The organism is Sphingomonas sp. EU05-FHT14C10 (assembly GCF_058790595.1).
Genome location: NZ_JBYTEN010000016.1, coordinates 41519 through 64634, shown reverse-complemented (window position 1 = coordinate 64634; position 23116 = coordinate 41519). Strand labels below are relative to the sequence as shown.

The window sequence follows — 23116 nt, the reverse complement described above, 5'->3', positions numbered from 1 at the left end:
ATGTTTCCCCTCCCCGCCCAATCGATCTAGGAAGAAGGCGCCGGCCCGCGCCGGCAGGATGACCGGGGCGCACGCTTGGACCTTTATCTGCCCATCGCCAATCTGTCGGTGAACGCGCTGATGATGATCGCGCTGGGCGCGGGCGTGGGCGTGCTGGCCGGCATGTTCGGCGTCGGCGGCGGGTTCCTGACCACGCCGCTGCTCATCCTCTACGGCGTCTCGCCGACCGTCGCCGCCGCATCGGGATCGATGCAGGTGACCGGGGCGAGCGTATCGGGCGTGATCGCGCATTTCAGGCGCGACGGGGTCGATACCAAGATGGGCTGGGTGCTTGTGGCGGGCGGCATCGTCGGCTCGATGCTGGGCGCGATCATCTTCCGCCAGCTCCAGAAGCTCGGCCAGATCGATATCGTGATCGCGATCCTCTATGTGATCCTGCTCACCTCGATCGGGCTGCTAATGGCGCGCGACGGGTTGCGCGCGCTGATTGCCGAGCGACGCGGCACAGCCCCGCCAAGCCGCCCGCGCCGCCACCATCCGATGATCGCCTCGCTCCCCGGGCGCTGGCGCTTCTACGGATCGGGGCTCTACATCTCGCCGCTCGGCCCCTTCATGCTCGGCATGTTCACCGGCGTGCTGACCGTGCTGCTCGGCATCGGCGGCGGCTTCGTGCTGGTGCCGGCGATGCTCTACATCCTCGGCATGTCGGCGCGTGTCGTGGTCGGCACCTCGCTGTTCCAGAGCCTGTTCGTCAGCGCGATCGCGACGATGACGCATTCGCTGACCACGCATGCCGTCGATATGGTGCTGGCGACGCTGCTGCTGATCGGCAGCGTGGTCGGCGCGCAGATCGGCGTCCGCATCGCGCAGAAGGCGCGGCCAGACTATCTGCGCGTGCTGCTCGCCGTCCTCGTCCTCACCATCGCCATACGCATGGCGCTGGGCCTTGCCTGGCGGCCCGACGAGATCTTCACGATCCAGATGTCATGAAGCGCGCCGCCCTCCTGATCGCGGCGGCGCCGCTGCTCCTCGGCCAGGCAAAGCCGATGCTGGTGCCCGACGTGTCGCAGCGCGACATCCAGATCGTCTACAGCTTCACCGGCGCCGAATTGCTGCTGTTCGGCGCGATCATCTATCCGGGCGGGCGGGCACCTGCGAAGCCCGCCGACATCGTCGTGGTGCTGAAGGGGCCGACGCGATCGATCCTGCTGCGCGAGAAGCGCAAGATCGCCGGCATCTGGATGAACGCCGACAGCACGCGCTTCCGCTCCGCGCCCGATTTCTATGCCGTCGCCTCGTCGCGCCCGATCTCGCAGATCGTCGACGAGCGCACGGCGGCGATCTACGAGCTGGGCGTCCAGAACCTCCAGCTCTCGGCGGTCGATGCCGGCACGCCGGGCGAGACCAAGCGCTTCGAGGACGGGCTGATCGACCTCAAGACGCGCGGCGGCCTCTACATGCAGCGGCCGCGCGCGGTGGAGATCAGCGAAGGCGTTCTCTACCGTGCGCGCATCGACATTCCCGCGCGCGTGCCGGTGGGCACCTATACCGCCGAGACCTTCCTGATCCAGGACGGGCGCGTGCTCGCCGGCGCGGTGCGCGAAGTCGCGATCCGCAAATCGGGCTTCGAGCGCTTCATCGCGATGGCGGCGCGCAACTGGTCCTTCCTCTACGGCCTCGTCGCGGTCTCGATCTCCCTGTTCCTGGGCTGGGCGGCGGGCGCGGTCTTCAGGCGTATCTGAGGCGCCGGCGGACCGCGACGTCGGACCACAACCCAAATCCTTAACCGTTGATCGGGCATATTCCTGCCAAATGAGTGACGGGGGATTGCCGGCATATGGTCGATGCTACGGGTTCGTTGGGCGGGTTTCGCATGCAGGGTGAAGGCGGGGCCGAGCCGGTGGTGAGCATCGCCGCCGAGGCCAATCGCACGGTGATCGGCCATGTCGTGGGGATCGACGGATCGGCGCGCATCCAGCTCGACGCCGATGCACTCGAAAGCCTTTCCGAGCATATGGACCCCAGCATGGCGCTGACCGGGCAGGTCGGCAGCCAGCTCAAGATGAAGATCGGCGCGACCTGGGTGATCGCCAGCGTGCGGTCGCTGGCGGCACAACCCGACGGCACGATTTCCGCCATCGTCGACTTTCTGGGCGAAGGCGACGAGGAAAGGCTGACCGGGCGCATCTACGGCTTCCGCCGCGGCGTGACGCGCTTCCCGCGCCCGGGCGCGAAAATCTACCCGGTGTCGAGCGCCGACATGAAGGAAATGTACGCGGCGGAGACGCGGCCGAACATCGAGGTCGGCACCGTCTATCCGACGCGCGACGTGCGCGGCGCGCTGTTCATCGATGCGCTGCTCGGCAAGCATTTCGCGCTGCTGGGATCGACCGGCACCGGCAAATCGACATCGACCGCGCTGATCCTCCACCGCATCTGCGAGCTCGCGCCGCAGGGCCATGTGGTGATGATCGATCCGCACGGCGAATATGCCAGCGCCTTCCGCACCAACGGCGCGATCTTCGACGTCGGCAATCTCGCCATGCCCTACTGGCTGATGAACTTCGAGGAACATTGCGAGGTGCTGCTCACCTCCTATGGCGACAACCGCCAGACCGACGCCGACATCCTCGCCAAATGCCTGCTCGCCGCGCGCAGCAAGAGCCGCGGCGCCGAAGGCCTGTCGAAGCTGACGGTCGATTCGCCGGTGCCCTATCTGCTTTCGGACCTGACCAGCCTGCTCACCGCCGAGATGGGCAAGCTCGACAAGGCGACCGACAGCGCGCCCTATATGCGGCTGAAGACCAAGATCGACGAGCTGCGCAACGATCCGCGCTACGCCTTCATGTTCTCGGGCATGCTCGTCGCCGATTCGATGAGCGATTTCCTGTCGCGCATCTTCCGCCTGCCGGGCGTCGGCAAGCCGATCTCGATCATCGACATGTCGGGCGTGCCGTCGGACATCACGTCGGTGGTGGTCGCGGTGCTGAGCCGCATGGTCTTCGACTATGCGATCTGGTCACGCAACGAGCCGCAGCGCCCGATCCTCCTCGTTTGCGAGGAAGCCCATCGCTACGTTCCTTCGGACCGCGTCACGACCGGCGCGGCAGTGCGCAAGATCCTCGAGCGCATCGCCAAGGAAGGCCGTAAATATGGCGTCGCGCTGGGGCTGATCACGCAGCGTCCGTCGGACCTTGCCGAAGGCGTGCTGTCGCAGTGCGGCACGATCATCGCGATGCGCCTCAACAACGAGCGCGACCAGGCCTTCGTCCGCGCGGCGATGCCCGAAGGCGCGCGCGGCTTCCTCGACACCATCCCGGCGCTGCGCAACCGCGAGGCGATCATCTGCGGCGAAGGCGTGTCGATCCCGATCCGCGTCCAGTTCGACACGCTCGACGAAGTGAAGCGCCCGGCCTCCAACGACCCCCTCTTCTCCGAGCTGTGGAAGCAGACCGGCGGCGAGGACGAGATATTGGGCCGCGTCATCAAGCGCTGGCGCTCGCAGGGGCGGTAAACCCGTCCCGAACGCGCCTGTCCGCGCTGGCGCCCATCGTCCGTTGCCCCTAAGAGGGCGGCAAAGGAGAGATGGACATGAACGCGCATAACAGCGTCGCGCAACTGCGCTGGGACGATCCGCTGCTGCTCGACGAGCAGCTGACCGACGAGGAGCGCGCGATCCGCGACATGGCGCACGCCTATGCGCAGGAAAAGCTGCAGCCGCGCGTGATCGATGCGTTCCGCGAGGAAAAGACCGACCGTTCCATCTTCAACGAGATGGGCGAGCTCGGCCTGCTCGGCGTGACGTTGCCCGAGGATTATGGCTGCGCGGGCGCTTCCTATGTCGCCTACGGCCTCGTCGCGCGCGAGGTGGAGCGCGTCGATTCCGGCTATCGCTCGATGATGAGCGTCCAGTCCTCGCTCGTCATGTACCCGATCTATGCCTATGGCTCCGAGGATCAGCGGCGCAAATATCTGCCCAGGCTGGCGACCGGCGAATGGGTCGGCTGCTTCGGCCTGACCGAGCCCGATGCCGGATCGGACCCTGCGGGCATGCGTACGCGCTCCGAGAAGATCGACGGCGGCTATCGCATCTCGGGCTCCAAGACCTGGATTTCCAACGCGCCCTTCGCCGACGTCTTCGTCATCTGGGCGAAGTCCGACGAACATGGCGGCGCGATCCGCGGCTTCGTGCTCGAAAAGGGCGCGAAGGGGCTTTCGGCCCCCAAGATCGAAGGCAAGCTGTCGCTGCGCGCCTCGACCACGGGCATGGTGATGCTCGACGGCGTCGAGGTGGGCGAGGACGCGCTGCTGCCCAATGTGGCGGGGCTGAAGGGGCCGTTCGGCTGCCTCAACCGCGCGCGCTACGGCATTTCGTGGGGCGCGATGGGCGCGGCCGAGGATTGCTGGCACCGCGCGCGCGCCTACACGCTGGAGCGCAAGCAGTTCGGCCGTCCGCTCGCCGCGACTCAGCTTATCCAGAAGAAGCTGGCCGACATGCAGACCGAGATCGCGCTGGGGCTGCAGGCGAGCCTGCGCGTCGGCCGCCTGTTTGACGAAGGCCGGATGGCGCCCGAGATGGTCAGCCTCGTGAAGCGCAACAATTGCGGCAAGGCGCTCGATATCGCCCGCATGGCGCGCGACATGCACGGCGGCAACGGCATCGCCGAGGAATATCATGTGATGCGCCACGCGATGAACCTCGAGACGGTCAATACCTATGAAGGCGCGCACGACGTGCATGCGCTGATCCTCGGTCGCGCGATCACCGGCATCCCGGCCTTCGCTTGAAGCCCCTCGCCGGAATCCGCGTCCTCGAGCTGGCGCGCATCCTCGCCGGGCCATGGGCCGGGCAGATGCTCGCCGACCTCGGCGCCGACGTCATCAAGGTCGAGCGCCGGGGCGGCGGCGACGACACGCGCACCTGGGGCCCGCCCTTCGTCGAGGGCGCTGACGGGCAGTCGCTGGGCGCGGCCTATTTCCACAGCTGCAATCGCGGCAAGCGATCGATCCTCGCCGATTTCGACGATCCCGCCGATATCGCGCGGATCAGGGAACTGGCGGCGGACGCCGATATCGTCATCGAGAATTTCAAGGTCGGCGGACTGAAGCGCTACGGGCTCGACTGGCCGGCGCTCAAGGCGATCAACCCGCGCCTCATCTACTGCTCGATCACCGGCTTCGGGCAGACCGGGCCTTATGCCGAGCGCGCCGGCTACGACTATCTGGTGCAGGCGATGGGCGGGCTGATGTCGATCACCGGCGAGCCGGGGCGCGAGCCGCAACGCGTGGGCGTTGCCGTCGCCGATCTGTTCACCGGCGTCTATACGGCGGGCGCCGCGCTCGCCGCGCTCAACCGCCGCCACGCGACGGGCGAAGGCGCCTATGTCGACATGGCATTGATCGACGTGATGACGGGCGTTCTCGCCAATCAGGCGATGAACCTGTTCATCGGCGGCACCGTGCCGGGGCTGACGGGCAATACCCACCCCAATCTGGTGCCTTACCAGCCCTTCCCCACCGCCGACGGGCTGGCGGTGGTCGCGACGGGCAATGACCGGCAATATCAGCGCTTCTGCGCCGTGCTGGGGGTGCCCGAGCTTGGTCAGGACCCGCGTTTCCTGACCAACGCGCTGCGCATCGCCAATCGCGACGAACTGATCCCGATCCTGTCGGAACGCAGCGCGACAATGAAGCGCGACGACCTGCTCGCGGCGCTTGAGGCGCAGGGCGTGCCCGGCGGGCCGATCAACGATATCGCGCAGGCCTTCGCCGATCCGCAGGTGGTCGCGCGCGGCATGAAGGTGACGCTCGACGCCCCGCATGTGAAGGGCGGCGCGCTGCCTCAGTTGCGCGGGCCGATCGTCCTCGACGGCGAGCCGATGGTCGCCGACGCACCGCCACCCGCGCTCGGGCAGCATGATGCGGACTGGAACTGGCGCGAGAGGCCGTAACTCACCCCCGGTTCACCTCGAGCGCAGTCGAGACACGCCTCTCGACTACGCGCGAGGCGAACGGGATTTCAGCGCCGGGTCAGGGCGCCAGCAGCAGGCCGGCGAACGCCGCGCTCATCAGGTTTGCGAGCGAACCCGCCGCCAGCGCCTTCAGCCCCAGCTTGGCGATATGCGGGCGCTGGTTGGGCGCCAGGCTGCCCGTCACCGCCATCTGGATCGCGATCGAGCTGAAATTGGCGAAGCCACATAGTGCAAAGGTGACGACCGCGACGGTGTGCGCCGAAAGCCCCTCCTGCATCCTGCCCAGATCGATATAGGCGACGAACTCGTTGAGCACGATCTTCTCGCCGAACAGGCCGCCGGCCTTGAGCGCCTCGTCCCACGGCACGTTGAGCAGATACATGACGGGCGCGAAGACATAGCCGAGCAGCCCCTGAAAGGTGATGTCGGCAGGGGTGAACCAGTGGCCGATGCCGGTCAGGATGCCGTTGGCGAGCGCGACGAGCGCGACGAAGGCCAGCACCATCGCGCCGACCGCGACCGCCAGCTTCACGCCGGTCTGCGCACCCTGCGCCGCCGCCATGATGAGGTTGGCGGGCTTCTCCTCCTCATAATGCGCCTCGGACATGGCGAGCGCCTCATTCTCCGCTTCCTCGGCCGGATCGGGCGCGGGCGGCGGGGGAATGTCGGGCATGATGATCTTGGCCATCAATATGCCGCCGGGCGCCGACATGAAGGAGGCGGCGAGCAGATAATCGATGCGGATGCCCATCGAGGCATAGGCGGCGAGGATCGTCCCCGCGACGCCGGTCATGCCCGATGTCATCACCGCGAAGAGCTGCGTCTGCGAGAGCCCGGCAAGATAGGGGCGGATGACGAGCGGCGATTCGCTCTGCCCCACGAAGATATTGGCGGCGGCGCACAGCGATTCCACCTTGGAAACGCCGATCACCTTCTCGATCGCGCCGCCGATCCAGCGGACGATCTGCTGCATGATCCCCAGATAATAGAGGATGCCGACGAGCGAGGCGAAGAAGATGATGACGGGAAGCGCCGCGATCGCGAAGCTGTTGCCGCCGATCTGGGGCGAGGCGAGCGGGCCGAAGATGAAGTCCGTCCCCGCCTTGGCATAGCCCAGCAGGTTGGAGACGCCGCCCGACAGGAAGGCGAGCAGCGAACGCCCCCAGGGCACGTAAAGCACGAGCACCGCCATCCCCGCCTGCAGCGCGAAGGCCGCGCCGACCACGCGCGGCCTGATGGCGCGCCGATTGGACGAAAGCAGGAATGCGATGCCGAGGATCGCCGCGATGCCGGCAACGCCGATGAGCCACTTGGTCATTCTGAGCCGGATTCCCCCTCGCGGCGTCGGATGAGCGCCGCCGGGCGGGGCGCTTCGGGGCCGACGATACAGGCCTTTTGGAATAGGGCAATCGCCCGTTCTGCGTCGTCCTCGCTGGCGGCGTGGACGAGCGCGAGCGGCCGCCCGGCCCCCACCGCCTCGCCGACGCCGGCGACTGCCGAGAAGCCCGTCGAAACATCGATCGCATCGTCGATGCGCAGCCGCCCGCCCTTGAGCGCGATGATCGCCTCGCCGATCGCGCGCGTATCGATGGACTCGATAAAGCCTTCGGGCGCAGCCACTTCGCGGACCAGCCCGGCCTCAGCCAGATGCCGGCCGGGACGGTCGACCAGATCGGCCGGGCCGCCCTGCATCGCGACCATGCGCTGAAAGGCCTCGGCCGCGCGCCCGCTCGCCAGCGCGTCCTCGCAACGTGCGCGCGCCTCCGCATGATCGGTCGCGATGCCGCCGAGCACGAGCATTTCGGCGCAGAGCGCGATCGTCACCGCGTGCAGCCGCGCGTCGCGCGCGGCGCCGGTCAGGTGATCGATCGATTCGCGCAGTTCGAGCGCATTGCCGGCGGCGCGCCCCAGCACCTGGTTCATATCGGTGACGATCGCGGTCGCCACCATGCCCATCGCGCGCGCGGCGGCGGTGATCGCATCGCCTAGCGCCCAGGCATCGGCCTCGTCGCGCATGAAGGCGCCCGATCCGGTCTTGATGTCCATGACCAGCGCCTGCACGCCGGCCGCCGCCTTCTTCGACAGGATCGAGCCGACGATGAGCGGGGTCGATTCGATCGTCGCGGTGGCGTCGCGGATCGCGTACATCAGCCCGTCGGCCGGAGCGACGTCGGGCGTCTGGCCGATGATCGCGCACCCCGCCGCGCGCACCACCTGCCGGAAACGATCGAGACCGCAAAAGGCGTCATAGCCGGGGATGGCCGACAGCTTGTCGATCGTGCCGCCGGTATGGCCCAGCCCGCGACCCGCGACCATCGGCACAAAGCCGCCGCAGGCCGCCACGATCGGCGCGAGCAGGAAGCTGACCTTGTCGCCGACCCCGCCGGTCGAATGCTTGTCCATCGCCGGGCCGGGCAGATCCTCCGCCCGCCAGTCGATCACCGTGCCCGATCGCGCCATGGCGAGCGTGAGCGCTGCCGTCTCGCGCGCATCCATGCCGTTCAGATAGATGGCCATGGCCAGCGCCGCCGCATGCTCGACCGCGATCGACCGGTCGGCAAGCGCCGCGACCATCGCGCCGATCTGCGCGTCGCTCAGCGGCTCGCCGTCGCGCTTGGCCCGGATGATGTCCTGAATGTTCACGCGCGCCCCCATAGCGCCTCGGCGCGCCATGGGAAGCCCGCGCCGGACTCGACAGCCCGGCGCGAGAGGCGCAGAATCGGCGGACGGGGCAGGAGAGGGAAACGAACCATGCCGCAATTCGTCATCGAGAGGGACATGCCGGGCGTCGGCCGGATGGGGCCGGACGACCTGAAAGCCGCGTCGCAGGGATCGTGCAGCGTGCTGCGATCGATGGGCCCGGACATCCAGTGGGTCCACAGCTATGTGACCGACGACAAGATCTACTGCGTCTATCGCGCGCCCGATGCCGCGATGATCCGCCAGCATGCCGAGACGGCGGGCTTTCCGGCAAACAGCATCGCCGAAGTGCGCGCGACGATTGACCCGACCACGGCGGACTGAATATCCGCGCCGATAGGGACAGGATCGGGGATGACAGGCGCGTGAAGGCGATGAGCGAACGGATCACGCGGCTTGAGGATCTGGCGGCGCTGGCGGGGGTTTCCACTGCCACGGCGTCGCGCGCGCTTGCCGACAGCGGCGCGGTGGGGGCGGCGACGAAGAAGCGCGTGCTCCAGCTTGCCCGCGCGCACGGCTATCGCGGCCCGCGCGCCGACGCCGCCGAGGATGCGGGGCCGACGATCATCCTTGCCGCTGCGCCCGACGATGCGATCGCGCGCTCCTTCGCGGATGCGCTGATCGGAGCCGCCGATGCCGCACAGATCATATCGCGGCCGGCGATCGATGCCGACGAGGCCGCACGACTGGTTCGGGCGTCGCGATCGGGCGGCGCGATCTTCGTCGGCGACGCCGGGCTGCACGATGCCTTCAACAAGCTGGTCGAGGATGGCGAGCGTTTTGCCGTCTGGGGGCCCAAGCGCCCCGATCAGAATTATTGCTGCATCGGCGCCAGCGACACGCTGGCGGGGCGGCGTGCGATGCTCCATCTCGCGCGCAGGGGCCGGCGGCGCATCGCCTATATCGGCGATACCGGCGGCGAGGCGGGGATGCAGCATTATCGCGGCTGGCTCGACGCGCATGAGAGCGCGGGGCTCACGCCCGATCCCTCGCTGGTCATTGCCGAGGCATCGGGCTTCGAGGGTGGCAAGGCGGCGGTGGGCGGTCTCATCGCGCGCGGCACCGCGTTCGACGCCATGGTCGCCGCCGACGATCTGATCGCGCTGGGGGCGATGCGCGCGCTGGCGGCGGCGGGGCGCGCAGTGGGTGACGCGGTGGCGCTGATCGGCAATGGCGATCTTGCCGCCGGGCGCATGGCGACGCCGGCGCTGAGCAGCGTCGCCTGCGACGTTGCCGGGGCGGCCGCGCGGCTGATCACGGCTTTTGCGGACAATGCCCCGCTGCGCGCCGAGCGGCTGGCGGCGGACATCGTCATACGCGAAAGCTGTGGCGGCGCGGATCAGGCTGGGCTATCGGGCGCGGCATGACTGACACGCCTCCCGACCGCCTGTGCAACGATCCTGCCAGCCCTTTCTATGACGAAGCCGCGCTGTCGCGCGGGATCGGCATCCGATTCAAGGGCAGCGAGCGCCGCGATGTCGAGGAATATTGCGTGAGCGAGAGCTGGATCCGCGTCGCGCTCGGCAAGAAAGTCGATCGTCGCGGCCGGCCGCTGACGATCAAGCTCTCCGGCCCGGTCGAGCCCTATTTCGAAGCGCCGGCGCCCTCCGCCGAATAGCCTGCTTCCGACATGGCATTTCGCGCGTTAGCATCCCGCCGAGGGGCATCAGACGCCCCCCGGGGAGAGCCGCCGCGTGTCCAGTTGCTTCGTTGAAAAGCTCAACCATCATCTTCCGCTGACCGACGCCGAGAAGCGCGCGCTGGCCGTGCTCGAGGACAATCCCGAGCCGCTCGACGCGGGCGAGACGCTGGTCGAGGAAGGCGACAGCGGCGACGGGCTTTACGTGCTGCGCGAGGGGCTTCTGCTCTCGGCTTCGCTGCTGAAGGGCGGCGAGCGCCAGATCCTGCGCATCTATCATTCGGGCGATCTCGTCGGCACCACCGGCATACCCTGGCGGCGCGCGCCGGCATCGGCGACCGCGATCGTCGACTCGGTCGTCTGCCATTTCCCGCGTGCGGCGCTGCGCGAGATCTTCATCGCCCACCCCCGCCTCGCCGCGCTTTTCTATTCGATCGGCATGATCGAGAATGTCGCGCTGAGCGACCGGCTCAAATCGCTGGGCCGCACCGAAGGCAAGGCGCGCGTCGCGGCCTTCCTGCTCGAGATGCTCGGGCGGCTGCGGATCACCGACCGCAGCGTCACCAATCGCTACGAGCTGCGGCTGACACAGGCGGACATCGGCGATGCGGTGGGGCTGACCCCGGTGCATGTGAACCGCATGCTGCGCGAGCTGACCGAGGAAGGCTGCATCATCCGCGACGGCCGGGCGATCGCCATCGTCGACGAGCAGCAGCTGGCCGAATATTGCGAGTTCATCGATCGCTATCGCGACATCGACACGAGCTGGTTTCCGCCGGCATCGGCCTGAGGCGCGATCGCCGCGTCGAGCAGCGCGGCGACGGCGGCCGGGCTCTGCTTGTCCTGATCGCGATCGGCGAGGTAATTGGCGCGGCGCATCAGCTCGACCGGGATCCTGCCGATCAGGGGACGAAGCGCATTCACGAAGCGCGCGTCGCCCGCATAGCGCGGCCCGACCAGCAACAGCGCATCATAGCCCGGCAGCGCATGTCTGGTGTCGGTCATGACGACGAGCTGCTGCGCCGCGATCCGCCCGTCCGACGAAAAGGCCGAGATCGCATCGACCGCGCCGCTCTGGATCGCGCGATACATGAAAGTCGGCGCATAGGAGCGCGTGGCGGCGAAGCTGAACGGATAGGCCGCCTTCAAGGCCGCCCATTCGGGGCGCTGGAGAAATTCCAGGTCCGCACCCAGCGTCATCGTTGCGGAATGCGCGGCGAGATCGTCGAGCGTCGCCATGCCGAGCCGTTCGGCATCGGCACCGCGCACCGCGATCGCATAGGCATTCTCGAAACCCAGCGAGCCGAGCGAAAGCACCTTGTAGGTCGTCGAGGCCCATGTCGCGATCTGCGCGTCCATCGCGGGCGGCGGCGGATTGTCCGTCCGGCGCATCTCGTTCGCCCATAATGTGCCGGCATAGTCGACATAGACGTCGACATCATTGGCGGCGAGCGCGCGAAAGATGACGCTCGACCCCAGCCCGTCGCTGTAGCGCACGCGGTAGCCCGCCGCCTCGAGCCGCCGGCCGATCAGCCGCGCGAGTATATATTGCTCGGAGAAATTCTTGGCCCCGATCGTGACGGTGGGCGGTGCGGGAAGGACGGCAGGCAGCGCCGCCGCCAGCGTGCCGGCGAGGATCGGAACGAGGCCGACCGCAAGCATCCAGCGCCGGCGCAGGCGGATGCCGCGCTCGACCAGCCCGAGCAGTGCGTCGACCGCCAGCGCGAGCAGGGCGGCGGCGATGCAGCCGGTGAGCACCAGCGTCCAGTCCTGCAATTGCAGGCCGGCGAAGATCAGGTCGCCGAGGCTGGGGCAGCCGACCGTGGTCGAGAGCGTCGCCGCTCCGATCGTCCAGACCGCGGCGGTGCGGATGCCGGCCATGACCACGGGCGCGGCGAGCGGCGCTTCGACCATCCGCAGCTTCTGCGCGCGGGTCATGCCGACGCCGTCGGCCGCCTCGATCACTGCGGGATCGATGCCCGTCAGTCCGGTGACGGCGTTCCTGAGGATCGGCAGCACGGCGTAAAGCGCGAGCGCAAGCAGCGCGGGCAGGAAGCCGAGCGCCGGAATCCCGCCCCCGACCAAAGCCGAGATGCCGAGCAGGACCGGATAGAAAAGCGCGAGCAGCGCCAGCGCGGGTATCGTCTGCACGAGGCTTGCAAGGCCGAGCGCGATCCGCGCGAGCCAGGGCCGCCTTGCGGCCGCCACGGCGAGCGGCAGGCTGATCGCCAGCCCCAGCAGCAAAGCCGCGACGGAGATCAGCACATGCGCCGCGAGCAGATCGGGCAGCCGGGCCAGCGCGCTGTTCATCCGCCGCCTCTCATCCGCCGATCGCCCGCAAACGCTCCGCCTGCGCGCGCGGCACCGCGACCAGCGCATCGGCCTCCGGCCCCGCCTCCCCCGCCAGCAAGGCGCGCGGCGTCGCATCGGCGACCACGCGCCCCGCCGCCATCACCAGTACGCGGTCTGCGAGGAGCAGCGCCTCGGCCATGTCGTGCGTCACCATCAGCGTGGTCAGCCCAAGTCGATCGTGAAGCGCGCGATAGGCGGTGCCGATCTGATCGCGCGTCACCGGATCGAGCGCGCCGAACGGCTCGTCCATCAGCATCAGCCCGGGTTCGCCCGCCAGCGCACGCGCCACGCCCACGCGCTGGCGTTGTCCCCCCGACAACATAGCAGGATAGCGCGCGCCATGTTCGGGCGCGAGGCCGACAAGATCGAGCAGATCGGCGACGGGCGCGGACCGGCCTTCGAGGCGCGGCACGATCGCGACATTTTCCGCCACCGTCAGATGCGGGAAGAGCCCGACATTCTGGAAGACATAGCCGATCCGCCGCCTGAGCCCCTCGACCGGCCGGCCGCCGACCGCCGCGCCGCCAACGAGCACATGGCCCTCGTCCGGCTCCACAAGGCGGTTGATCGTCTTGAGCAGGGTCGACTTGCCCGATCCCGACGCCCCGACCAGCGCGACGAAGCTGCCGCCGGCGATCGTCAACGTGACCCCCGCCACGGCCTCGGTCGCACCGAAGCGCTTCTTCACGCCTTCCAGGCCGATGTCGGGTCCGCGCGTCACGTGCCCAGTTTACGCGAGCGTCAGCCAAGGTAAACAATATAGAAAAGGGGAGGACGACATATGCGCAAGGCGATCTTCATCACCGGCGGCGGATCGGGCATCGGGCGGGCAACGGCGATTCTGTTCGCCGGGCGCGGCTGGCTGGTCGGGCTGGGCGACGTCAACGAAGCCGGCATGATCGAGACTGCCCGGCTGATCGGGCCGGACAATGCCAGCATCCACGTGATGGACGTGCGCGACCGGGGCGACTGGCGCCGGGCGCTCGCCGATTTCACCGCGAAGAGCGGAGGGCGGCTTGACATATTGTTCAACAATGCCGGCATCGCGCGCGGCGGCCCCTTCGAGGCGGAGAGCGAAGCCGATCACGACCTGATCGTCGACATCAACTTCAAGGGCGTGATGCATGGTGCCGAGGCCGGCCTGCCCTATCTGGAGGCGACGCCCGGATCGTGCCTGCTCAACACCTCGTCGGCGGCGGGGCTTTATGGTGCGCCCAACCTTGCCGTCTATGCCGCGACCAAGTTCGCGGTGCGCGGGCTGACCGAAGCGCTGAACGGCGAATGGGAAGCACGCGGCATCAAGGTGCGCTCGATCATGCCGAGCTTCATCGACACGCCGCTGCTCAATATCCCCACCGCGGGATCGAACGCCACGGCACGCGACGGCGTGGTCGCCGCCGGGCTGGAGTTCACGCCGGTGGAAGTCGTGGCACAGGCAGCGTGGGACGCTGCGCATGGCGAGAAGGTCCACACCGTCGTCGGCAAGACCGCGAAGCGCCTCGCCTTCGCCGTCCGCTTCGCACCGTGGATGCTCAAGCGGATGCGGCGAAGGCTGGATTCACAGGAATAAGGCCTTCAGATCCTTCTTGAGGATCTTGCCGTTGGCATTGCGCGGCAGCGTATCGTCCGAAAACAGGATGCGCACCGGCACCTTGAACGCGGCGAGCCGCTCGCGCACCCAGTCCTGGAGCTCGGCCTCGGTCGCGTTCGTGCCCGGCGCGAGGTGGACGACGGCGCCCGGCTCCTCGCCCAGCGTCCGGTGCGGGATGCCGACCATGGCCGCGTCGGTCACCGCCGGATGCGCATACAGCGCATTTTCGACCTCGGCCGAATAGATATTCTCGCCGCCGCGCAGGATCATGTCCTTGGCGCGATCGACGATATAACAAAAGCCTTCCTCGTCGAGCCGGGCGAGATCGCCCGTCCGCACCCAGCCCTCGACGAAGGTCGCCGCCGTCGCATCGGGCCTGTTCCAGTAGCCGGCGACGATCTGCGGGCCGCGCGCCCAGAGTTCGCCGACCTCGCCGATGCCGAGCACGGTCACGCCGTCCTCGCCCCTGATCTCGAGGTCGGAGACCGCGACCGCCGGCCCGCAACTGTCGGGGCGGTTGAGATAATCCTCCGCCGAATGGCCGGTGACCGTCGCCATCGTTTCGGTCATGCCCCAGCCATTGCCGGGCATCGCGCCGAATTCCTCGCGAATGCGGCGCACCAGCTCTGGCGCGGCGGGCGCGCCGCCATAAGCGATCGATTCGAGGCTCGACAGGTCGAAGCGATGCCGCTCGGGATGCTCGATAAGCTGCCAAGCGATCGTCGGCACGCCACCGGTGACATGGACCCGCTCGCGCTCGATGATCGTCATCGCCTCGAGCGCATCCCAGCGCGGCATGAAGATGATCGTGTTGCCCGCCGCCACGCAGCCCATGAGCCCCGCGCTGCACGCGGTGACGTGGAAGAGCGGGATGACCGTCAGCATCGTGCGCGGCGCAGGCGCCGGCGGCGCCTCCCCCCGGCGCAGCGCGGTGCGCGCGGCATTGAAAGCAGTCGAGAAGATATTGGTGACGAGATTGCGGTGCGTGCCGAGCGCGCCCTTCGGCGCGCCGGTGGTGCCGCTGGTGTAGAAGATCGTCGCTTCGTCGTCAGGGGCGATGCCGGCGTCGGCGATCGGGCTGTCGGGAAGCGCCGCCCAGCTTGCGGGCACGCCGATCAGATGCTCCAGCGCCTCGGCGTCGCGCGGCAGATCGCCGATCGCGCGCGCGACGAGCACATGTTCGAGCGCGGGCAGATTGGCGCTGTGTGGCGCGATCCTATCCCAGCGCTGGGCATCGGCGATCAACACGCGCGCGCCCGAATCCTTGAGGCCATATTCGAGCTCCGGCCCCGTCCACCAGGCATTGAGCGGCACCGCGATCGCCCCGATCGAGACGATCGCGAAGAAGGCGACGGGCCATTCGGGCAGGTTGCGCATCGCAATCGCCACGCGGTCGCCCTTGCCGACGCCGCGTTCGCCGAGGATGCGTGCCAGCGCCGCGATCGCGCGGTGCTGCGCCTCATAGGTTACGCGCTCGTCGAGATGAATGGTCGCGAGCCGTTCGCCGTGCGAGCGCGAGAAGGCGACGAGGGCAGAGAGATTCGGTGGGGCATTCTTCCACACCCGCGTCGCAACCCCGCGAATCGGAACGCTTTCCATCTCGAACCGCTCGCCGGGCGCGCAGAGAATCTCCTCGATCCTCTGCAGCGACAATGCCGGCCATGCCGTAACGTCAGCTTCAGCCATAAGCCTCTCCACCCCCCGCGAGTCGCCCGGAAACGCACGCTTTTCCAAGGGATATTGTTGATTTGCCTCAAGCTCAAGGCGATAGTCGGCGCATAGAATGACGTGCAGGAGAAGGGCATGAAGACGATCGATCCGGCCAGCCGCGGCTTCGATGCCGGTCGGCTTGAGCGCATCGACCGGTTCATCGCCGACAGCTACATCGCGCCCGGCCGCTTCAAAGGCACCCAGCTGCTCGTCAGCCGCGACGACGACCCGATCCATTTCAATGCGCAAGGCGCACTGCGCGACGACGGCCGCCCGATGACTGCCGACGCGCTGTTCCGCATCGCATCGATGACCAAGCCGATCACCTCGGTCGCGTTCATGATGCTGGTCGAGCAGGCGAAGGTTTCGCTCGACGACCCGGTTCATCGCATCATCCCCGAGTTCAAGGGGCTGACGGTGCGCACGGGCGGCGGCGGCGGCGCGCCCTTCGCCACGCGCGCCACCGAACGGCCGATGCGGATGATCGATCTGCTGCGCCATACGTCGGGGCTCAGCTACAGCTTCCAGTATCGCAGCAACATCGACGCCGCCTATCGCGAAACCAGGCTGGAAAACTGGCACGGCCCGCACGATCTGGATTCGATGGCGGCCGAGCTGGGCAAGATTCCGCTGGAATTCTCGCCCGGCGACGAATGGAACTACTCGGTCTCGACCGACATACTCGGCCTTGTCGTCCAGCGCGTCTCGGGCCAGCCGCTCGACGCCTTCTTTCGCGATCATATCTTCGCGCCGCTCGGCATGGACGATACCGGCTTCGTGGTGCCGCAGGCGAAGATCGATCGGCTTGCCGACTGCTATACCCAGCACCCCGAAAAGGGCGTCGTCATGTACGACCGCGCCGAGGAGAGCGCCTGGCTGAAGACGCCGAAGCAGTTCTCGGGCGGCGGCGGGCTGGTGTCGAGCGCGGCCGACTATCATCGCTTCTGCCGGATGATGCTCAACGGCGGCGAGCTGGACGGGGCGCGGCTGCTTTCCCCCAAGACGGTCGCGCTGATGACGATGAACCATCTGCCGGGGAATGGCGATCTGGCGGGCATGTCAAAATCGTTGTTCAGCGAGGCGGCCAATGCCGGCACCGGCTTCGGCCTCGGCTTCGCGGTCAATATCGATGTGGCGCGGACGATGCTGCCCGGATCGGTCGGCGAATATTATTGGGGCGGCATGTTCTCGACCGCCTTCTTCATCGACCCGGTCGAGCGCCTCATCATGATCTTCATGGCCCAGCTCAGCCCGTCGAGCACATGGCCGATCCGTCGCGAACTCAAGACGATGATCTACGCGGCGCTGACCGAGACGAAAGCAGGAGAGAAGTAAGTGACCGACCTCGAAACATTCCGCGCCGAAACGCGCGCCTGGCTGGAGGCGAATTGCCCGCCGTCGATGCGCAAGCCGGTGCGCGGCGAGGACGACATCGTGTGGGGCGGCCGCAAGGCGAAGCTCGGCACCGACCAGAAGGCATGGCTCGACGCGATGGCCTCACGCGGGTGGACAGTGCCCGACTGGCCGAAGGATTATGGTGGTGGCGGCCTTTCGCCCGCCGAGACCAAGATATTGCGCGAGGAAATGGCGGCGCTGCGTTGCCGCAACCCGCTCAACAGCTTCGGCATCTCGATGCTCGGGCCGGCGCTGCTCAAATATGGCAACGAAGCGCAGAAGAAGCGCTTCCTGCCCGAGATCGCGCGGGGCGAGATCCGCTGGTGCCAGGGTTATTCAGAACCCAATGCCGGATCGGACCTTGCCAGCCTCGCGACCCGCGCGGAGGACAAAGGCGACCATTTCCTCCTCAACGGCCAGAAGGTGTGGACCAGCTATGCCGACAAGGCGGACTGGATCTTCTGCCTCGTCCGCACCGATCCGACGAACAAGCACAACGGCATCTCGTTCGTGCTGTTCGACATGGAAAGCCCAGGCGTCTCGACCAAGCCGATCCTGCTCATCTCGGGCTATTCGCCTTTCTGCGAAACCTTCTTCGACAATGTCGAAGTGCCCAAGGACCAGCTTGTCGGCGACCTCAACAAGGGCTGGGACGTCGCCAAATATCTGCTGGGGCATGAGCGCGAGATGATCTCTGGCATGGGCCTTGGCGGCGGCGGTCTGGGCAGCGGCGGCCCGGCCGCGCTTCCCGCGCAGGCCAAGGCGGCGATCGGCGTCGATGCCGAGGGACGGCTCGACGATCCGTTGCTGCGCGGCCAGATCGCGCTGTTCGAGGTGCGCGAGGCGGCGTTCCGCGCCATGTCAGAACGCTTCATCGATGAGCTGAAGGCAGGCCGGGCGCATCCGGCACAGCCCTCGATGATGAAATATTACGGCACCGAGCTGAACAAGGCGCGCTACGAGCTGGTGATGGCGGCGGGCGGCAGCCCCGCGCTCGAATGGGAAAGCGATGCGGGCAGCCACGGGGCGAAGCCCCGCGCCTGGCTGCGCACCAAGGCCAATTCGATCGAAGGCGGCACGAGCGAAGTCCAGCTCAACATCATCGCCAAGCGTATCCTCGAGCTTCCGGGAGCCTGATCCATGCCGCTTTTCCTGAATGACGAACAGGTCATGCTCCGTGACACGGCGCGCGACTTCGTGGGTGAGAATGCGCCGGTGAAGCATATGCGCGGCCTGCGCGATGCGGGCGATGCGACGGGCTTCGCGCCCGCGCTGTGGAAGCAGTTCGCCGAAATGGGCTTCACCTCGATCCTGATCGGCGAGGACGAAGGCGGGCTCGGCCTTGGTCATGTCGAAGCGGGCGTGGTGCTCGAGGAGATCGGGCGCAACCTCACGCCCTCGCCCTTGCTGTCGACCGCCGTCGCCGCCGTCACCGCGCTGAAGGGCGGATCGCAGGCCCAGCGCGATGCCTGGTTCCCGCGCATCGCGGCGGGCGATGCCGTCGCGGCGCTGGCGATCGACGAAGGCGCCAAGCATCGCCCCTCGCGCGTCGCGCTCAAGGCCGAGCGATCGGGTAACGGCTTCCGCCTCTCGGGCAGCAAGGGCTTCGTCCTCCACGGCCATGTCGCCGATCTCGTCATCGTCTCGGCACGCACCGCAGGCGGCGCTGACGAGGAAGCTGGGATCACGCTGTTCGCGGTGCCCCGCGATGCCAAGGGCCTTTCCGCCCACGCAGAGCGGCTGGCCGACGCCAGCCTTGCCGCGCGCCTCGATTTCGCGGGCGTCGAGGTCGACGCCGATGCGGTGATCGGCGAAGTCGACGGCGGCTGGGCATTGCTGGGCAAGACGCTGGCGGCCGGCCGTGCGGGTGCGGCCGCCGAGGCATTGGGCGTCGGCGGCGCCGCGGTCGACATGACCGTCGACTATCTGAAGCAGCGCAAGCAGTTCGGCGTCGCGATCGGCAGCTTCCAGGCGCTCCAGCATCGCGCGGCGCATCTCTATTCGGAGATGGAAGTGGCGCGGGCCGCCGTGCTCAAGGCGCAGCAGCTGCTTGACGCCGGGGCCGATGACGCCGATCGCGCGGCGATGGTCGCCAAGGCGATGACCGGGCTCGCGACCACGCTCGCCGTGCAGGAAGGCGTGCAGATGCACGGCGGGATCGGCATGACTGACGAATATGACATCGGCTTCTACATGAAGCGCGGCCGCGTGCTCCAGGAACTGTTCGGCGATGCCAATTACCAGGCCGATCAGCTCGCGCGCGCGGCGGGCTATTGATGGCGGAAGACGAGACGCCCGAACAGCTGGTCGCCGGGCTGACCACGCTCCTCGATGTCGAGCAGATCGATGTCGACCTGTTCCGGGGCGCGCGACGCCCCGGCGGGGAGGGGCGCGTGTTCGGCGGCCAGGTGATCGCGCAGGCGCTGGTCGCCGGCCAGCGTTCGGTCGATGCCGATCGGATCGCCCATTCGCTCCACGCCTATTTCATGCGCCCGGGCGACGAGAACCATCCGATCATCTACCGCGTGGCGCGCGACTATGACGGGGGCAGTTTCTCCACGCGGCGTGTGATCGCCTTCCAGCAGGGGCAGCCGATCCTCAACATGGCGGCATCATTCCATCGTCGGGAAGAGGGGCTGTCGCACCAGCTGCCGATGCCCGACGTGCCGCCGCCCGAGACGCTGCTCGACGAGAATGATCCGCGCCAGCCGGGGATCGAGACGATCCCGGAGCGCTTCCTGCCGATCTTCAATCGCAGGCGTCCCTTCATCCTCCGTCCCGTCGGGCCGCAGAACTGGATGCCCGAGGCGAAAGAGGTTCCCGAGCAGCGCATCTGGTTCAAGGCCGCGGGGCCGGTCGGCGACGACCCGATGCTCCACCGCGCGATGCTCGCCTATGCATCGGACATGTATCTGCTGGGCACGGCGATGCGCCCGCACGGCGTCCACTGGATGACGGGCAGGATCCAGAGCGCCAGCCTCGACCATGCGCTGTGGCTGCACGATGACTTCCGCGTCGACGACTGGCTGCTTTACGCCACCGACAGCCCTTGGGCGGGCGGCGCGCGCGGCTTCAACCGCGGGCTGATCTTCACGCGCGACGGCCGGCTGATCGCCAGCGCGGCGCAGGAAGGCCTGATCCGCCAGCGCGATCCGGCCTGAAAAACCGCTTCAATTCCCGGCCGAAAAGGTGAAGGAAGGGCGAGTTCGACTGCCCGGATCGACCGGGCCAATCAGGGGGAATGACGTGGTGCGTAACATGACCCTGCTGGCGCTGGCCTTCATGCTGGCGACGCCGGCGGATGCGGCGACAGGGCCTACGCCTGCGGCCTCCTCGACCAAAAGCCTCAGCGGCCTTCTCCCTGTCGATGTCGATCAGAAGCAGGGCAAGATCCTGTTCCGCCTGCCCGCGCCCGACAAGGACGGGATCGCCGGCCGCTTCATCTACGCCAATGCGCTGCGCACCGGGCTGGGATCGGCCAACATCATGCTCGATCGCGGGGCGAACAGCGGATCGCGGCTGCTCGTCTTCCGGCGGATCGGCAACAAGGTCGCGGCGGAATATGAGAATCCCCGCTTCCGCGCGACCGGCGTTCCCGCCGACGAGGCGCAGGCGGCACGCGACAGCTTCGCCTATTCGACGGTGTGGATCGGCAAGATCGAAAGCGACAATGCCGACGGCAGCTTCACCGTGGATATCGCGCCGATGCTCGCGGGCGACATGATGGGGATCGCCGACGCGCTCAACCGCGAGGAAAAGGGCTTCGCGCTCAACGCCGCGCTGTCTGCGGTCGATACCGGATCGGTGAAGGTGTTTCCCGACAATATCGAGATCGAGGCGCGCCAGACCTTCACATCGTCGAGCCCCGGCGCCGAGACGCGCAACATCGCGCCGGTCGACGGCAATCTCAGCTTCGTCGTCCGCCACAGCTTCGTGCGGCTGCCCGCGCCCGGCTACAAGCCGTTGCGCTTCGATCCGCGCGGCGGCGTCTTCGCGACGCAGGTGCTCGATTACGGCACGCCGCTCGGCGCGCCCGTCGTCTATGAACTAGCGAACCGCTTCCGCCTCGAAAAGACCGATCCAACTGCTGCGCGCTCGCCGGTCAGGAAGCCGATCATCTTCTATATCGATCGCGCCGCGCCCGAACCCATCCGGTCGGCGCTGGCGGACGGCGTGCGCTGGTGGGCCGACGCATTCGACAAGGCTGGCTTCATCGACGCCTTCAAGGTCGAGATCCTCCCCGAAGGCGTGGACCCGCTCGATCTGCGCTACAATATCGTCAACTGGGTCAACCGCGCGACGCGTGGCTGGTCCTACGGGCAGGCGGTGACCGATCCGCGCACGGGCGAGATCATCAAGGGCAACGTCATGCTCGGCTCGCTGCGCGTGCGGCAGGACATGCTGATCTTCGAGGGGCTGGTCGGCGCCGACAAGATCGGCACGGGCGGCCCCAATGATCCGGTGCAGGTCTCGCTCCAGCGCCTCCGCCAGCTCGCCGCGCACGAAGTCGGCCACGCTCTGGGCTTCGCGCATAATTTTGCCGCGAGCACGCAAGGACGCTTCTCGGTGATGGATTATCCCGCGCCGCGTATCGGCGTGAAGGCGGGCGTGCCCGACCTGTCCGACGCCTATGGCAACGGCACCGGCCGATGGGACGATTATGTCGTCAAATGGCTCTACGGATCGGCGAGCGAAGCGGAAGCGCAGGCGATGGCCAGTGCGGGCGTGAAGGAAGGGCTGCGCTACGCGACCGACAGCGACGCGCGTTCGCCCGACACCGGCCAGCCCTGGGGCAGCCTGTGGGACGACGGAGCCGATCCGGCCGCCGAGCTCGACCGCATGGCCGGGGTGCGGCAGGCCGCGCTCTCGCGCTTCGGGCTGAGCGCGCTTTCGCCCGGCGAGGCGGTCGCCAATCTCCGGCGCAAATTCGTGCCGATCTGGCTGCTCGACCGCTATCAGGTCGAAGCGGCAGGCAAGCTGCTGGGCGGGGTCGACTATGCCTATTCTGTGATCGGCGACGGGCGCGAGACGGCGGCCGCCGTTCCCGCCGCGATGCAGGATCATGCGCTGAACGCGCTGCTCGCGACGCTCGCTCCCGCCTCGCTCGAAGTGCCGCCGGCGCTGCTGCCGATGCTGTCGGCGGGATGGTCGGGCGACGACGACCGGCAATATGACATCGAGATATTCAAGACGGCGGGCGGGACGGTTTTCGATCCGCTGGCCGCCGCCGATGCCAAAGCGGCGCAGACGCTGATGGTGCTGCTCGCGCCGGCGCGTCTGGCGCGGCTTTCCGGCCAGCATATCAGGGACTCATCGCTGCCCGGCGTCGATGGCGTGGTCGATCGGCTGATTTCCGCGACCTTCGATGCGAAAGATGGCGGCCGGCTGGCCGCGATCCGCCGCCGCGTGGCGACGTCCACGGCGCTGGCGCTGGCGCGCGCCGCGCGCGATCCGGCGACCGCGCCTGATGCCGCCGTTGCGATCGAGGACCGGCTGACGCGGCTTTCCGCGACGCTCGCCAGGCGTCCGGGCGATGCCGGGGAGACGGCATGGGCGCGCGGGCTATCGCGCCTGCTCGCCGACCGCGAGGCGCTCGACAAGGCGGCGGCCGACAAGGGGCGCATGGCGCGCGTGCCGCCCGGCATGCCGATCGGCGCCGAGGATGACTGGATGGGAATGGAGGGCAATTGAACCCCATCGCGGCAGGACGTTAGGGCATATCCGCTTCGTGCGCGTTGCTATGGTAGCGCGCACCCG

Annotated in this window: 20 protein-coding genes; 15 read left to right on the top strand and 5 right to left on the bottom strand. The window is 67.9% G+C overall.

Annotated features, from left to right (window positions below):
• Positions 1-75: 75 nt before the first annotated feature.
• The 5 genes from AC3WT0_RS14855 to AC3WT0_RS14835 all read left to right on the top strand — a co-directional run bounded on the left by AC3WT0_RS14855 (position 76) and on the right by AC3WT0_RS14835 (position 5951).
• A complete protein-coding gene (locus AC3WT0_RS14855; RefSeq protein ID WP_492754201.1) occupies positions 76-990 on the top strand; it encodes a sulfite exporter TauE/SafE family protein in 915 nt (304 codons plus the stop codon).
• The gene (locus AC3WT0_RS14850) at positions 987-1742 is read left to right on the top strand and encodes a TIGR02186 family protein (RefSeq protein WP_492754200.1); all 756 of its coding nucleotides are present in this window, start codon (positions 987-989) and stop codon (positions 1740-1742) included. Before AC3WT0_RS14855 ends, AC3WT0_RS14850 begins: the two co-directional genes overlap by 4 nt.
• A 131-nt stretch (positions 1743-1873) precedes the next feature.
• Positions 1874-3514 (top strand): ATP-binding protein, encoded by a 1641-nt coding sequence (locus AC3WT0_RS14845; protein WP_492754199.1) that lies wholly within the window; start codon positions 1874-1876, stop codon positions 3512-3514.
• A 77-nt stretch (positions 3515-3591) separates the two neighbouring features.
• Positions 3592-4788: an acyl-CoA dehydrogenase gene (locus AC3WT0_RS14840; RefSeq protein WP_492754198.1), complete on the top strand. Its 1197-nt coding sequence runs from the start codon at positions 3592-3594 to the stop codon at positions 4786-4788.
• The gene (locus AC3WT0_RS14835) at positions 4785-5951 is read left to right on the top strand and encodes a CaiB/BaiF CoA transferase family protein (protein WP_492754197.1); all 1167 of its coding nucleotides are present in this window, start codon (positions 4785-4787) and stop codon (positions 5949-5951) included. The genes AC3WT0_RS14840 and AC3WT0_RS14835 overlap by 4 nt, the downstream gene beginning before the upstream one ends.
• A gap of 79 nt (positions 5952-6030) precedes the next feature.
• Here the strand turns inward: AC3WT0_RS14835 and AC3WT0_RS14830 are convergent, their stop codons facing one another.
• Positions 6031-7290: a NupC/NupG family nucleoside CNT transporter gene (locus AC3WT0_RS14830; protein WP_492754196.1), complete on the bottom strand. Its 1260-nt coding sequence runs from the start codon at positions 7288-7290 to the stop codon at positions 6031-6033.
• A complete protein-coding gene (locus AC3WT0_RS14825) occupies positions 7287-8615 on the bottom strand; it encodes a thymidine phosphorylase (protein ID WP_492754195.1) in 1329 nt (442 codons plus the stop codon). Before AC3WT0_RS14825 ends, AC3WT0_RS14830 begins: the two co-directional genes overlap by 4 nt.
• Before the next feature lie 108 nt (positions 8616-8723).
• On the opposite strand from AC3WT0_RS14825, the gene AC3WT0_RS14820 reads away from it, so the two are divergent.
• From AC3WT0_RS14820 to AC3WT0_RS14805, 4 genes are all read left to right on the top strand, one after another.
• Positions 8724-8996: a DUF4242 domain-containing protein gene (locus AC3WT0_RS14820; RefSeq protein ID WP_492754194.1), complete on the top strand. Its 273-nt coding sequence runs from the start codon at positions 8724-8726 to the stop codon at positions 8994-8996.
• Between the two features lie 50 nt (positions 8997-9046).
• Positions 9047-10039, top strand: a complete 993-nt coding sequence (locus AC3WT0_RS14815) for a LacI family DNA-binding transcriptional regulator (RefSeq protein WP_492754193.1) — start codon at positions 9047-9049, stop codon at positions 10037-10039.
• Positions 10036-10290: a DUF3297 family protein gene (locus AC3WT0_RS14810; protein ID WP_492754192.1), complete on the top strand. Its 255-nt coding sequence runs from the start codon at positions 10036-10038 to the stop codon at positions 10288-10290. The genes AC3WT0_RS14815 and AC3WT0_RS14810 overlap by 4 nt, the downstream gene beginning before the upstream one ends.
• 76 nt (positions 10291-10366) lie before the next feature.
• Positions 10367-11101: a Crp/Fnr family transcriptional regulator gene (locus AC3WT0_RS14805; RefSeq protein WP_492754191.1), complete on the top strand. Its 735-nt coding sequence runs from the start codon at positions 10367-10369 to the stop codon at positions 11099-11101.
• Here the strand turns inward: AC3WT0_RS14805 and AC3WT0_RS14800 are convergent.
• Positions 11056-12621 carry an ABC transporter permease/substrate-binding protein gene (locus AC3WT0_RS14800; RefSeq protein WP_492754189.1) on the bottom strand — a complete coding sequence of 522 codons (1566 nt, stop codon included), beginning with the start codon at positions 12619-12621 and terminating at the stop codon, positions 11056-11058. The genes AC3WT0_RS14805 and AC3WT0_RS14800 overlap by 46 nt on opposite strands.
• Before the next feature lie 10 nt (positions 12622-12631).
• Positions 12632-13384, bottom strand: coding sequence for an ATP-binding cassette domain-containing protein (locus AC3WT0_RS14795; RefSeq protein WP_492754188.1), 753 nt, complete (start codon positions 13382-13384; stop codon positions 12632-12634).
• Positions 13385-13444: 60 nt separating this feature from the next.
• On the opposite strand from AC3WT0_RS14795, the gene AC3WT0_RS14790 reads away from it, so the two are divergent.
• The gene (locus tag AC3WT0_RS14790; protein WP_492754187.1) at positions 13445-14233 is read left to right on the top strand and encodes an SDR family oxidoreductase; all 789 of its coding nucleotides are present in this window, start codon (positions 13445-13447) and stop codon (positions 14231-14233) included.
• On the opposite strand, the gene AC3WT0_RS14785 is transcribed toward AC3WT0_RS14790, so the two are convergent.
• A complete protein-coding gene (locus AC3WT0_RS14785; RefSeq protein ID WP_492754186.1) occupies positions 14222-15940 on the bottom strand; it encodes a class I adenylate-forming enzyme family protein in 1719 nt (572 codons plus the stop codon). The genes AC3WT0_RS14790 and AC3WT0_RS14785 overlap by 12 nt on opposite strands.
• A 117-nt stretch (positions 15941-16057) precedes the next feature.
• Between AC3WT0_RS14785 and AC3WT0_RS14780 the strand changes: the two genes are divergently transcribed.
• The 5 genes from AC3WT0_RS14780 (at position 16058) to AC3WT0_RS14760 (ending at position 23050) form a co-directional block, all read left to right on the top strand.
• Positions 16058-17299: a serine hydrolase domain-containing protein gene (locus AC3WT0_RS14780; protein WP_492754184.1), complete on the top strand. Its 1242-nt coding sequence runs from the start codon at positions 16058-16060 to the stop codon at positions 17297-17299.
• A complete protein-coding gene (locus AC3WT0_RS14775) occupies positions 17300-18496 on the top strand; it encodes an acyl-CoA dehydrogenase family protein (protein ID WP_492754183.1) in 1197 nt (398 codons plus the stop codon).
• A 3-nt stretch (positions 18497-18499) separates the two neighbouring features.
• Positions 18500-19636, top strand: coding sequence for an acyl-CoA dehydrogenase family protein (locus AC3WT0_RS14770; RefSeq protein ID WP_492754182.1), 1137 nt, complete (start codon positions 18500-18502; stop codon positions 19634-19636).
• Positions 19636-20520, top strand: coding sequence for an acyl-CoA thioesterase (locus AC3WT0_RS14765; RefSeq protein ID WP_492754181.1), 885 nt, complete (start codon positions 19636-19638; stop codon positions 20518-20520). The genes AC3WT0_RS14770 and AC3WT0_RS14765 overlap by 1 nt, the downstream gene beginning before the upstream one ends.
• Positions 20521-20617: 97 nt before the next feature.
• Positions 20618-23050 carry a zinc-dependent metalloprotease gene (locus AC3WT0_RS14760; RefSeq protein WP_492754242.1) on the top strand — a complete coding sequence of 811 codons (2433 nt, stop codon included), beginning with the start codon at positions 20618-20620 and terminating at the stop codon, positions 23048-23050.
• The last annotated feature ends 66 nt before the right edge of the window (positions 23051-23116 follow it).